This is a genomic window from Vibrio sp. CUB2 (assembly GCF_001557945.1).
Lineage (GTDB): Bacteria > Pseudomonadota > Gammaproteobacteria > Enterobacterales > Vibrionaceae > Vibrio > Vibrio owensii.
Genome location: NZ_LNRB01000034.1, coordinates 1 through 12,901, shown reverse-complemented (window position 1 = coordinate 12,901; position 12,901 = coordinate 1). Strand labels below are relative to the sequence as shown.

At 46.5% G+C, this 12,901-nt stretch carries 8 protein-coding genes and 1 pseudogene; all 9 read right to left on the bottom strand.

Annotated elements, in window-relative coordinates:
• Positions 1 to 396 precede the first annotated feature (396 nt).
• On the bottom strand, positions 397 to 4,599 hold the full coding sequence (gene rpoC, locus ATB78_RS26990; protein WP_061011078.1) for a DNA-directed RNA polymerase subunit beta': 4,203 nt from the start codon (positions 4,597 to 4,599) through the stop codon (positions 397 to 399).
• 105 nt (positions 4,600 to 4,704) lie between these two features.
• Positions 4,705 to 8,733, bottom strand: a complete 4,029-nt coding sequence (gene rpoB, locus ATB78_RS26985) for a DNA-directed RNA polymerase subunit beta (protein ID WP_039842891.1) — start codon at positions 8,731 to 8,733, stop codon at positions 4,705 to 4,707.
• 250 nt (positions 8,734 to 8,983) lie between these two features.
• Entirely contained in the window at positions 8,984 to 9,352 is a 369-nt protein-coding gene (gene rplL, locus ATB78_RS26980) for a 50S ribosomal protein L7/L12 (protein ID WP_009705465.1), read from the bottom strand.
• A 57-nt stretch (positions 9,353 to 9,409) separates the two neighbouring features.
• Entirely contained in the window at positions 9,410 to 9,904 is a 495-nt protein-coding gene (gene rplJ / locus ATB78_RS26975; RefSeq protein ID WP_009705464.1) for a 50S ribosomal protein L10, read from the bottom strand.
• A gap of 293 nt (positions 9,905 to 10,197) precedes the next feature.
• Positions 10,198 to 10,899, bottom strand: a complete 702-nt coding sequence (rplA, locus tag ATB78_RS26970; RefSeq protein ID WP_005384683.1) for a 50S ribosomal protein L1 — start codon at positions 10,897 to 10,899, stop codon at positions 10,198 to 10,200.
• A 4-nt stretch (positions 10,900 to 10,903) separates the two neighbouring features.
• Positions 10,904 to 11,332 carry a 50S ribosomal protein L11 gene (gene rplK / locus ATB78_RS26965; protein WP_005440554.1) on the bottom strand — a complete coding sequence of 143 codons (429 nt, stop codon included), beginning with the start codon at positions 11,330 to 11,332 and terminating at the stop codon, positions 10,904 to 10,906.
• A gap of 144 nt (positions 11,333 to 11,476) precedes the next feature.
• On the bottom strand, positions 11,477 to 12,025 hold the full coding sequence (gene nusG / locus ATB78_RS26960) for a transcription termination/antitermination protein NusG (protein WP_005440551.1): 549 nt from the start codon (positions 12,023 to 12,025) through the stop codon (positions 11,477 to 11,479).
• A gap of 13 nt (positions 12,026 to 12,038) precedes the next feature.
• Positions 12,039 to 12,419, bottom strand: a complete 381-nt coding sequence (secE, locus tag ATB78_RS26955; RefSeq protein WP_005440549.1) for a preprotein translocase subunit SecE — start codon at positions 12,417 to 12,419, stop codon at positions 12,039 to 12,041.
• A 267-nt stretch (positions 12,420 to 12,686) separates the two neighbouring features.
• Positions 12,687 to 12,901 (bottom strand): annotated as a pseudogene (locus ATB78_RS26950) (elongation factor Tu); the annotation flags it as partial.

The window sequence follows — 12,901 nt, the reverse complement described above, 5'->3', positions numbered from 1 at the left end:
GGCGGGAAGAGGGAGGCGAGAGGCAGGGAGGGGGAAGCGGGAAGCGAGAAGCGGGGAGCGGGAAGCGGGAAGCGGGAAGCGAGAAGCGGGAAGCCGGGATTCGGGATTCGGGATTCGGGATTCGGGATTCGGGATTCGGGATTCGGGATTCGGGATTCGGGATTCGGGATTCGGGATTCGGGATTCGGGATTCGGGATTCGGGATTCATTTTGTCTTTTTAGGAACAAGTCCCGTCAACGCCCTCTTAGTCAAAATAACTTTCACGACTCTCCCAAGGCACAGAGCTCGATTCCGTAAGCGAAGCATTCCCGCATCTCGAAGCGTAGCGTTCTAACCTTTGCTCCCAAAAACAAAAAAGGCACCCGAGGGTGCCTTTTCTTTTAAGCTCTTAACGATTACTCGTCAGAAGAGAAGCCTGCGTTTAGAAGTGCAGCTAGGTTATCTGTTGCTTGCTCAGCAGATGGACCTTCTTGCGCTTCAGCACGTTTAGCTTGACGATCTTGGTGGTATGCGAAACCAGTACCAGCTGGGATCAGACGACCAACAATTACGTTCTCTTTCAGACCACGTAGGTCATCACGCTTACCAGAAACCGCAGCTTCTGTTAGTACGCGAGTTGTCTCCTGGAACGATGCCGCAGAGATGAATGACTCAGTCGCTAGAGATGCCTTAGTGATACCTAGTAGCTCACGCTCGAAACGTGCAGGCTCTTTGCCTTCAGCTTCTAGGTTACGGTTAGCAATCTTAACTTGTGAGTATTCAACTTGCTCACCAGGTAGGAACTCAGAGTCACCAGCGTGAGTAATTGTACACTTACGTAGCATTTGACGAACGATAGTCTCGATGTGCTTATCGTTAATCTTAACGCCTTGTAGACGGTAAACTTCTTGTACTTCGTTAGCGATGTACTGAGTTACAGCGTGTACGCCACGTAGACGTAGAATGTCATGTGGAGACTCTGGACCATCTGCGATCACGTCACCACGTTCAACACGCTCACCTTCAAATACGTTCAACTGACGATGCTTAGGAATCATCTCTTCGTAAGTATCACCGCTGTCGCGAGTGATAACTAGACGACGCTTACCTTTCGTTTCTTTACCGAAGCTCACAGTACCTGTGTGCTCAGCAAGGATCGCAGGCTCTTTAGGCTTACGAGCTTCGAATAGGTCAGCTACGCGTGGTAGACCACCGGTGATATCTTTGTTACCGCCAGATTTCTGAGGGATACGAGATAGTGTATCACCAATGCCAACTTCAGCGCCATCTTCGATGTTTACAATCGCTTTACCAGGTAGGAAGTAGTGAGCTGGCATTTCTGTACCAGGGATCATTACATCGTTACCTTGCTCATCAACAAGTTTGATAGCTGGACGCATATCTTTACCTGCTGCTGGGCGAGCTGCTGGGTCAGTTACTTCGCTTGAAGATAGACCTGTTAGGTCATCTGTTTGACGAGAAACTGTAACACCGTCAATCATGTCTACGAACTGGATGCGACCTGCCACTTCAGTGATGATTGGCATGGTGTGCGCTTCCCAGTTAGCAACAACTTCACCAGCTGTTACTGCGTCGTTGTCGCCTTTGCTCAGCATCGAACCGTAAGGAAGTTTGTGCTTCTCTTTAGTACGACCGAATTCATCAATGATAGTTAGCTCAGATGCACGAGACGTGATTACTAGCTTCTTATCTTTGTTGATTACGAACTTAGCGTTGTGCAGTTTAACTGTACCAGTTGTCTTCGCTTGGATGCTGTTCTCTGCTGCTGCAGTAGATGCCGCACCACCGATGTGGAACGTACGCATCGTAAGCTGTGTACCCGGTTCACCGATAGACTGAGCAGCGATTACACCAACTGCTTCACCTTGGTTCACTAGGTGACCACGTGCTAGGTCACGACCGTAACACTGTGCACAACAACCGAAGTCAGAATCACAAGTAACTACAGAGCGCACTTTCATGCTGTCTACTGAGTTCTCTTCCATGATCTGACACCACTTCTCATCAATTAGAGTGTTACGTGGGATCAGAACATCTTCTGTACCTGGCTTAAGAACGTCTTCAGCTACTACACGACCTAGCGCTAGCTCAGTTAGTGCAACTTTAACATCACCATCCTCGATGTGAGGCATCATGTCAACACCCTCGTGAGTGCCACAGTCATGTTCAGTTACAACAACGTCTTGAGCAACGTCTACTAGACGACGAGTTAGGTAACCCGAGTTCGCTGTTTTCAGTGCCGTATCCGCAAGACCCTTACGAGCACCGTGCGTTGAGATAAAGTACTGAAGTACGTTTAGACCTTCTTTAAAGTTCGCTGTGATCGGCGTTTCGATGATTGAACCATCTGGACGCGCCATCAGACCACGCATACCCGCTAGCTGACGAATCTGAGCTGCAGAACCACGAGCACCCGAGTCAGCCATCATGTAGATGCTGTTAAACGATTCTTGTTGCTCTTCTTCACCGTCACGGTTAACTACCGTTTCAGATGAAAGGTTTGCCATCATCGCTTTTGCTACGCGATCATTGGTCGATGCCCAGATATCGATAACTTTGTTGTATCGTTCGCCCGCAGTAACAAGACCAGATTGGTATTGCTCCTGGATTTCACGTACTTCTTCTTCCGCTTCTGCGATTTCAGTGTACTTAGCTGGCGGTACAACCATATCGTCGATACCAACAGATACACCAGATAGTGCCGCGTATGCGAAACCTGTGTACATGATTTGGTCAGCGAAGATTACAGTGTCTTTCAGACCTAGCTTACGGTACGCCTCGTTTAGTAGGTTAGAGATTTGCTTCTTACCTAGCTTTTGGTTAACGATGCTGTACGGTAGACCAGCTGGCACGATTTGCCATAGCATTGCACGACCGATAGTTGTATCAACCATCTTAGTCTCTGTTGTGCTATTGCCGTCTTCGTCTACAACTGTTTCTGTAATACGTACTTTAACGCGTGCGTGTAGTTCAGCGGTCTTAGTGCGGTATGCTTTCTCAGCCTCTGCTGGGCCAGAAAGGTACATGCCTTCGCCTTTCACGTTGATCTTGTCACGAGTCATGTAATACAGACCCAATACAACGTCCTGAGAAGGTACGATGATCGGATCACCTGACGCTGGCGACAGAATGTTGTTTGTCGACATCATCAGAGTACGAGCTTCAAGCTGTGCCTCTAGAGTTAGAGGTACGTGAACCGCCATTTGGTCACCATCGAAGTCCGCGTTGTACGCCGCACACACTAGTGGGTGTAGCTGAATCGCTTTACCTTCGATTAGTACTGGTTCGAACGCCTGGATACCTAGACGGTGAAGTGTAGGTGCACGGTTCAATAGTACTGGGTGTTCACGGATTACTTCGTCTAGGATATCCCAAACTACCGCTTCTTCACGCTCTACCATTTTCTTAGCAGCTTTGATTGTAGTCGCAAGACCACGAGTCTCTAGCTTGCTGTAGATAAATGGTTTGAATAGCTCAAGTGCCATCTTCTTAGGAAGACCACACTGGTGTAGACGAAGGTATGGACCTACTGTGATTACAGAACGGCCAGAGTAGTCTACACGTTTACCTAGAAGGTTCTGACGGAAACGACCTTGTTTACCCTTGATCATATCAGCAAGAGATTTCAGAGGACGCTTGTTAGAACCTGTGATCGCACGACCACGACGACCGTTATCTAGTAGCGCATCAACAGACTCTTGCAGCATACGTTTTTCGTTACGTACGATGATGTCCGGAGCAGCTAGCTCTAGAAGACGCTTCAAACGGTTGTTACGGTTGATCACACGACGGTATAGGTCGTTCAGATCTGAAGTCGCAAAACGACCGCCATCTAGTGGTACTAGAGGACGTAGATCTGGCGGAAGAACTGGAAGTACAGTCAGGATCATCCACTCTGGGTTGTTACCAGATTGAATAAACGCTTCTACCAGTTTCAGGCGCTTAGTGACTTTCTTACGCTTAGTTTCAGAGTTAGTTGTTTCTAGCTCTTCGCGCATTTGTTCAGCTTCAGCGTGCATATCCATAGAACCTAGTAGGTCCTTGATAGCTTCTGCACCCATCTTAGCAGTGAACTCATCACCCCACTCTTCTAGACGATCCAGATACTCTTCTTCAGTAAGCATCTGAGATTTTTCTAGATCAGTCATACCCGGTTCAGTTACTACGTACATTTCGAAGTAAAGAACACGCTCGATATCACGTAGTGGGATATCCATTAGTAGACCGATACGAGACGGTAGCGATTTTAGGAACCAGATGTGAGCTACTGGTGATGCTAGCTCGATGTGGCCCATACGGTCACGACGAACTTTAGTTTGTGTAACTTCTACACCACACTTCTCACAGATAACACCACGGTGCTTCAGGCGCTTGTATTTACCACAAAGACATTCGTAGTCTTTAACTGGACCAAAGATACGCGCACAGAAAAGACCATCGCGCTCAGGTTTGAACGTACGATAGTTGATCGTTTCAGGTTTTTTAACTTCACCGAAAGACCATGAACGGATCATGTCCGGAGAAGATAGACCGATTTTGATAGCATCAAATTCTTCGGTCTTATGCTGTGCTTTTAGAAAGTTTAATAAGTCTTTCACAATCAGCTCCTGTAAGGAGTTAAAAGGAGCTCACTCGCTAAAGTGAGCACCTTCTACCAAATAATCGCTTTTTGGTTCTCTCAACCTTGGTCAAGAGAAAAGAGATTACTCTTCGTCTTCTAGCTCGATGTTGATACCTAGCGAGCGAATCTCTTTCAATAGTACGTTGAACGATTCTGGCATACCAGGTTCCATGCTGTGGTTACCGTCTACGATGTTTTTGTACATCTTAGTACGGCCGTTAACGTCATCCGACTTAACCGTTAGCATTTCTTGTAGAGTGTAAGCAGCACCGTATGCTTCTAGTGCCCATACTTCCATCTCACCGAAACGCTGACCACCGAACTGAGCTTTACCACCAAGTGGTTGCTGAGTTACTAGGCTGTACGAACCAGTTGAACGAGCGTGCATCTTGTCATCAACAAGGTGGTTCAGTTTCAGCATGTACATGTAACCTACAGTTACAGGACGCTCAAACTGGTCACCCGTGCGACCATCAAACAGTTTTAGCTGACCAGATTCTGGTAGGTCTGCTAGTTTCAGTAGCGCTTTAATAGACGCTTCTGGTGCACCGTCAAATACTGGAGTCGCGATTGGTAGACCGCCACGTAGGTTCTTGATCAGAGTACGAACTTCGTCATCAGATAGAGAAGCAATGTCTACTTTCTGGCGAGTTTCGCCTAGATCGTAAACTTTTTGTAGGAACTCGCGGAATTTCGCTAGTTCTTGCTGCTCTTTAACCATCTGGTTGATCTTGTCACCGATACCTTTCGCAGCCAGACCTAAGTGTACTTCTAGGATCTGACCGATGTTCATACGCGAAGGTACACCCAGTGGGTTAAGTACGATGTCTACAGGCTGACCTTTCTCATCGTATGGCATGTCTTCAACAGGGTTGATCTTAGAGATTACACCCTTGTTACCGTGACGACCCGCCATCTTATCACCAGGCTGGATGCGACGTTTAACCGCTAGGTAAACCTTAACGATCTTCAGTACGCCAGGTGCTAGATCATCACCTTGAGTGATCTTGCGACGCTTAGTTTCGAATTTCTTATCGAAGTCAGCTTTTAGCTCGTCCCACTGCTCAGCAAGTTGCTCAAGCTGTGATTGTAGTGCATCGTCTTCTAGCGTTAGTTCTAGCCACTTCTTACGATCAGTCGTGTCTAGTTTCGCTTCAGAGTAACCACCATCGATCAGTACAGCGCGAACACGGTTTAGAAGGCCACCCTCAAGAATCTGGAATTCTTCAGTTAGGTCTTTCTTCGCTTCTTTAAGCTGCATTTGTTCGATTTCAAGCGCACGCTTGTCTTTCTCTACGCCATCGCGAGTGAAGACTTGAACGTCGATAATCGTACCTGATACAGAGTTAGGTACACGTAGTGAAGTATCTTTAACGTCAGATGCTTTTTCACCGAAGATTGCACGTAGTAGCTTCTCTTCAGGCGTTAGCTGAGTTTCACCTTTAGGGGTTACTTTACCAACTAGGATGTCGCCACCCTTAACTTCAGCACCGATGTAAACGATACCTGACTCGTCTAGTTTAGACAGAGCAGATTCACCTACGTTTGGAATATCAGCTGTGATCTCTTCAGAACCAAGCTTAGTATCACGCGCCACACAAGTAAGTTCTTGGATGTGGATAGTCGTGAAACGGTCTTCTTGAACTACGCGCTCAGATACTAAGATCGAGTCTTCGAAGTTGTAACCGTTCCAAGGCATGAACGCGATACGCATGTTTTGACCAAGCGCTAGTTCACCAAGGTCTGTTGAAGGACCATCAGCAAGAACGTCACCGCGTGATACAGGTTCACCTGGCATCACACATGGGCGCTGGTTAATACATGTGTTCTGGTTAGAACGTGTGTATTTAGTCAGGTTGTAGATGTCGATACCAGCTTCGCCTGGTACTAGCTCTTCTTCGTTCACTTTAACAACGATACGAGAAGCATCTACTGACTGGATTACACCACCACGTTTAGCAACTGCAGTTACACCTGAGTCAACTGCTACGTTACGTTCAATACCAGTACCAACAAGCGGTTTGTCAGCTTTCAGTGTTGGAACTGCCTGACGTTGCATGTTCGCACCCATCAATGCACGGTTCGCATCATCGTGTTCTAGGAACGGGATAAGCGATGCAGCGATAGATACAACCTGGTTTGTCGCAACGTCCATGTACTGAGCGTGCTCACGAGGGTGTAGACCAGATTCACCTTTTTGACGAGCTGTGATCAGCTCATCTGCAAAACCGCCTTCTTCAGTTAGCGCAGCGTTAGCCTGTGCGATAACGAATTGGCCTTCTTCGATTGCAGATAGGTAATCTACTTCGTCTGTAACAACGCCATCTACAACGCGACGGTATGGTGTCTCTAGGAAACCGTACTCGTTACAACGCGCAAACGCAGATAGAGAGTTGATCAGACCGATGTTTGGACCTTCCGGCGTTTCGATAGGACATAGACGACCGTAGTGAGTTACGTGTACGTCACGTACTTCGAAGCCAGCACGTTCACGAGTTAGACCACCAGGACCCAATGCAGAAATACGACGCTTGTGCGTTACTTCTGATAGCGGGTTGTTTTGGTCCATGAACTGTGAAAGCTGTGAAGAGCCAAAGAATTCTTTAACAGCTGCAGAGATTGGTTTCGCGTTGATCAGGTCTTGAGGCATGATTGCGTCAAGATCGCCTAGGCTTAGACGCTCTTTAACTGCGCGCTCAACACGTACTAGACCTACACGGAACTGGTTCTCAGCCATTTCGCCTACAGAACGGATACGACGGTTGCCAAGGTGGTCGATATCGTCCACTTCGCCTTTACCGTTACGGATCGCGATAAGCTTCTTCATCACTTCAACGATGTCTAGCTCGTCAAGTGTGCCTTGCTCTTGAGCATCTTCACGGCCGATAGAGCTGTTGAACTTCATACGACCAACAGTCGATAGGTCGTAACGCTCTTCAGAGAAGAATAGGCTTTCGAATAGTGCTTCTGCAGCTTCTTTTGTTGGTGGCTCGCCAGGGCGCATCATGCGGTAGATTTCTACCAATGCAGAAATACGATCAACAGTGCTGTCGATACGTAGTGTTTCTGACATGAATGGACCGTGGTCTAGATCGTTGGTGAACAACGTTTCTAGTGATTTGTGGCCAGCCTGAGATAGGTTCGCTAGTGCTTCCAGGCTAATTTCCTGGTTAGCGTTAACAATGATCTCGCCTGTTGCTTCGTTGATGTAATCTTTCGATGCAACTTTACCAACGATGTACTCAACTGGTACTTCGATGTGATCAACGCCATCTTTTTCTAGTTGGCGGATATGACGAGCCGTTACACGACGACCTTGCTCAACGTAAGTTTTACCGTTCGCTTCGATGTCGAATGACGCAGTTTCACCACGTAGACGATCAGGAACCAACTCCATTAGTAGAGTTTGGTCTTTCACTTCGAAGTTCACTTTCTCGAAGAAGATATCTAGGATTTCTTCTGACGTTTTACCAAGTGCACGAAGGATGATCGAAGCTGGTAGCTTACGACGACGGTCAATACGTACGTATAAGTTATCCTTAGGATCGAACTCAAAGTCTAACCATGAGCCACGGTAAGGAATTACACGTGCGTTGTATAGAACTTTACCTGAAGAGTGGGTCTTACCCTTATCGCTGTCGAAGAACACGCCTGGGCTTCGGTGCAGCTGGGATACGATAACCCTCTCGGTACCGTTAATTACGAAGGTACCATTGTCTGTCATAAGCGGAATTTCGCCCATGTAGACTTCTTGTTCTTTAATGTCTTTTACAGTACCTGCTGGCGCGTCTTTATCAAAGATAACTAGGCGTAGTTTTACACGTAGTGGCTTTGAGTAAGTTACACCGCGGATTTGACATTCTTTAACGTCAAAAACTGGCTCACCAAGACGGTAGCTAACGTATTGCAGCTCAGAATTGCCGTTGTAGCTCTGAATTGGAAATACAGAACGGAAAGCAGCTTCAAGACCGTATTGACCTTCAGGATCCTGTTCGATGAATTTGTCGAACGAATCGAGCTGGATCGATAGCAGGTATGGAATGTCCAAAACTTGTGGACGAGTACCAAAGTCCTTACGGATGCGCTTTTTCTCGGTATAAGAGTAAACCATGGGGTTCCTCAGCTCGCTGATAAGTGACCCAAACCGTCCGCCCGCACCTAGTTACTTAAGGGGGGTAAGGGACAGTGACTAAATAGCTGTTTACTGTAGTGACATCTCATTGCGTAGGAATGAAATGTTTTTTGCATGGACATGAGACGCTTAAACAGCGGGAAAATTCGCTCATGCCCTACAGCGCAAAAAGGCCGGTGGTTAAAAAACCACCAGCCATTAGCCGTTAGGCTATGAAATTAAGTAATAATTACTTAACTTCAACAGAAGCGCCTGCTTCTTCTAGCTGAGCTTTAAGAGCTTCAGCTTCAGCTTTCTCAACGCCTTCTTTTAGAGGTGCTGGAGCGCCGTCTACAAGAGCTTTAGCTTCTTTAAGACCTAGGCCAGTTGCGCCACGTACTGCTTTGATAACAGCAACTTTGTTGCCGCCAGCTGCAGTTAGGATTACGTCAAATTCAGTTTGCTCAGCTGCAGCTTCGCCGCCTGCTGCGCCACCTGCAACTACTGCAGCAGCAGCAGATACACCGAATTTCTCTTCCATAGCTTCGATTAGTTCAACAACTTGCATTACAGACATTTCTGCAACTGCGTCTAGGATTTGCTCGTTAGTAATAGACATAACAATTCTCTTTTAAGTCAACAATAAGTTTATTTTGCAACCAGTAAAAAGCAAGGCTTAAGCCGCTGCTTCTTCTTTTTGATCGCGGATAGCAGCGATAGTACGTACCAGCTTGCCAGCAGAAGCTTCTTTCATGCACATCATTAGGCGTGCGATTGCTTCGTCGTAAGTTGGTAGTGTTGCTAGTACTTCAGCGTCAGTTAAAGCGCCTTCAAATGCAGCAGCTTTGATCTCGAAATCTTTGTTCTCTTTAGCGAAGTCTTTGAAAAGACGCGCTGCAGCACCTGGGTGCTCGTTAGAGAACGCGATTAGAGTAGGACCAGTGAAAGTGTCAGTTAGACACTCGTAGTCTGTACCCTGAACCGCACGACGTGCTAGAGTGTTACGCACGACTTTCATGTAAACACCCGCTTCGCGAGCTTGTTTACGTAGAGAAGTCATCGCGCCAACTTCAACGCCACGAGAATCAGCTACAACTGCAGAAAGTGCACCACTGGCAGCTTCGTTGACTTCAGCAACAATTGCTTTTTTGTCTTGAAGGTTTAAAGCCATCTTGGATTTACTCCTGGTTGTCGTTACACCACTCACTATCATCACGACAGTGAGAGCTATTGAGGTGCATTCCCAGAAGAAAGTTAACTATTTACATAGAGCTTTCTGTCAGTTCGGGCACCATCTACGTAGGATGATTAAGTTTGTTTTGAGAACAAACACCTACGGTCTTGGACGGAGACTGGGTCTTAATTCATTTCGAACTAGGAGACAGTTCAAAGAACCAATGTTCAGCCCCAACCACAAATATTAGGCGCAAAATTATACACAAATTTTGCGCCTAAGCAAATAAATTATGCTTGAGTGTTCAGGCTAGCCTGATCAACAGCAACACCAGCACCCATAGTAGTAGAGATGCTTACTTTCTTCAGGAAAGTACCTTTCGCTGAAGATGGCTTAGCTTTCTTCAGAGCAACTAGAAGAGCTTCTAGGTTTTCTTTGATCTGCTCAGCAGAGAAGTTTGCTTTACCGATAGTAGTGTGGATGATGCCGTTTTTGTCGTTACGGTAACGAACCTGACCAGCTTTAGCGTTCTTAACCGCTTCAGCAACGTTAGGAGTTACAGTACCAACTTTAGGGTTTGGCATTAGACCGCGAGGACCTAGGATAGTACCTAGTTGACCTACAACGCGCATTGCATCTGGAGAAGCAACAACTACGTCGAAGTTCATTTCGCCTTTCTTAACTTGCTCAGCAAGATCTTCCATACCAACGATGTCTGCGCCAGCTTCTTTAGCTGCTTCAGCGTTTGCACCTTGAGTGAACACTGCAACGCGGATTTCGCGACCAGTACCGTGAGGTAGTACAGTTGCACCACGTACGTTCTGGTCAGATTTACGAGCATCGATGCCTAGGTTAACAGCAACGTCTACAGACTCAACGAATTTAGCAGTAGCTAGTTCTTGAAGAAGAGCAACAGCTTCGTTGATTTCGTATTCTTTAGTTACGTCAACTTTTTCGCGGATTACGCGCATGCGCTTAGTTAGTTTTGCCATCTTATTAACCCTCTACCACTAGGCCCATTGAACGAGCAGTACCAGCGATAGAACGCTTCATCGCTTCGATGTCAGCACCAGTCATATCAGCAGCTTTAGTTTCTGCGATTTCTTGGATTTGAGCGTCAGTTACAGTGCCCACTTTTTCAGTGTTTGGACGACCAGAACCAGACTTAACGCCAGCAGCTTTCTTAAGAAGAACAGCAGCAGGTGGAGTCTTAGTTACGAACGTGAAAGAACGGTCGCTGTATACTGTAATAACTACTGGAGTTGGTAGACCTTTCTCAATAGATTCTGTTTTTGCGTTGAACGCTTTACAGAATTCCATGATGTTCACACCGTGTTGACCTAGAGCAGGACCAACTGGTGGACTTGGGTTCGCAGCGCCAGCAGCAACTTGTAGCTTGATGTAAGCTTCAACTTTCTTAGCCATGATATTTCCTAAAGTTTGGGTTCAAACGCTAGTCTGCTGACCAGCTCCCCGTTTACGTAAAATCTCTTTACTTCATGAGAAGTAAAAAGGCGCGAAATTATAGTCATAATTCGCGCCTTAGACAACCCTTAAAAAGGTGTTTTTTTAATCAAGTTTTTCAACTTGACCAAATTCAAGCTCAACTGGTGTTGCACGACCAAAGATCGATACAGACACTTTCAGGCGGCTCTTCTCGTAATCCACTTCTTCAACAGTACCATTGAAGTCAGCAAATGGACCTTCGTTAACACGTACCACTTCGCCCGCTTCGTACATTGTACGAGGACGAGGAGACTCACTCGCTTTCTCGAGACGGTTAAGAATCGCGTCAGCTTCTTTATCTGTGATAGGTGCTGGACGGTCTGAGGTACCACCAATGAAGCCCATGACACGCGGCACACTGCGTACTAGGTGCCATGATTCATCGTTCATAATCATCTGAACAAGGACGTAGCCTGGGAAAAACTTACGTTCAGATTTACGACGCTGACCCGCGCGCATTTCCACTACTTCTTCAGTAGGAACTAGTACTTCACCGAATAGCTCTTCCATAGCGTGCATTTTGATATGCTCACGTAGAGACTGAGCTACACGACCTTCAAATCCAGAGAAGGCTTGAACTACATACCAGCGTTTTTTTGGAGCTTCACTCATGAATCACTACCCTCTATACCCCAGTTGCTAGAGCAACTAAACGAACCATGATGCCGTCAATTCCCCATAGCACTAGAGCCATTACAATACTTACAGCTAAAACAATCAGTGTCGTTTGCATGGTTTCTTGGCGTGTAGGCCAAACAACCTTACGAACTTCCATACGAGATTCTTTTGCAAAACTGATCGCTGCTTTACCTTTAGTCGTTGTCGCAGCAACACCTAGGGCAGCTGCAATAAGAACAACAACGCCTGCAGCACGAACAACTACAGACATTTCACCATACAGGTAATTACCCACAACAGCGGCCGCTGCCAATACGAAAGCGGCAATCCACTTAAACGTATCTGCTGCGTTTGAGCTATCAGGAGTTTCAGCATTATTTGCTTTCATAAACCAACCTGTCACAAGTCTTAATATAGACGACAATAACCCCGCTGTTGCAGGGCAAACTCCATATCGCTGATAAAATCAGCGTTACTCTCTTAAGATTAAGCCTCTCCGCTTAATCTTGCTCTACTCTCAACCAAATTTTGAACAAGAAAACAGCTAAAATAATATTGAGTGCAGAAAAAGGGCATCAAATGATGCCCTTTTTGATACTGGTTCGTCAAATCTAATTCAAGATTTTCCGAAGACATTCGTTTAATTCGTTAAGAATTAGTCGAAGATCTTAGCAACAACACCAGCACCTACAGTACGGCCACCTTCACGGATAGCGAAACGTAGGCCTTCATCCATAGCGATAGGAGCGATTAGCTCAACTTGCATTTGGATGTTGTCGCCTGGCATTACCATTTCTACGCCTTCTGGTAGAGAGATGTCACCAGTTACGTCAGTTGTACGGAAGTAGAACTGTGGACGGTAGCCTTTGA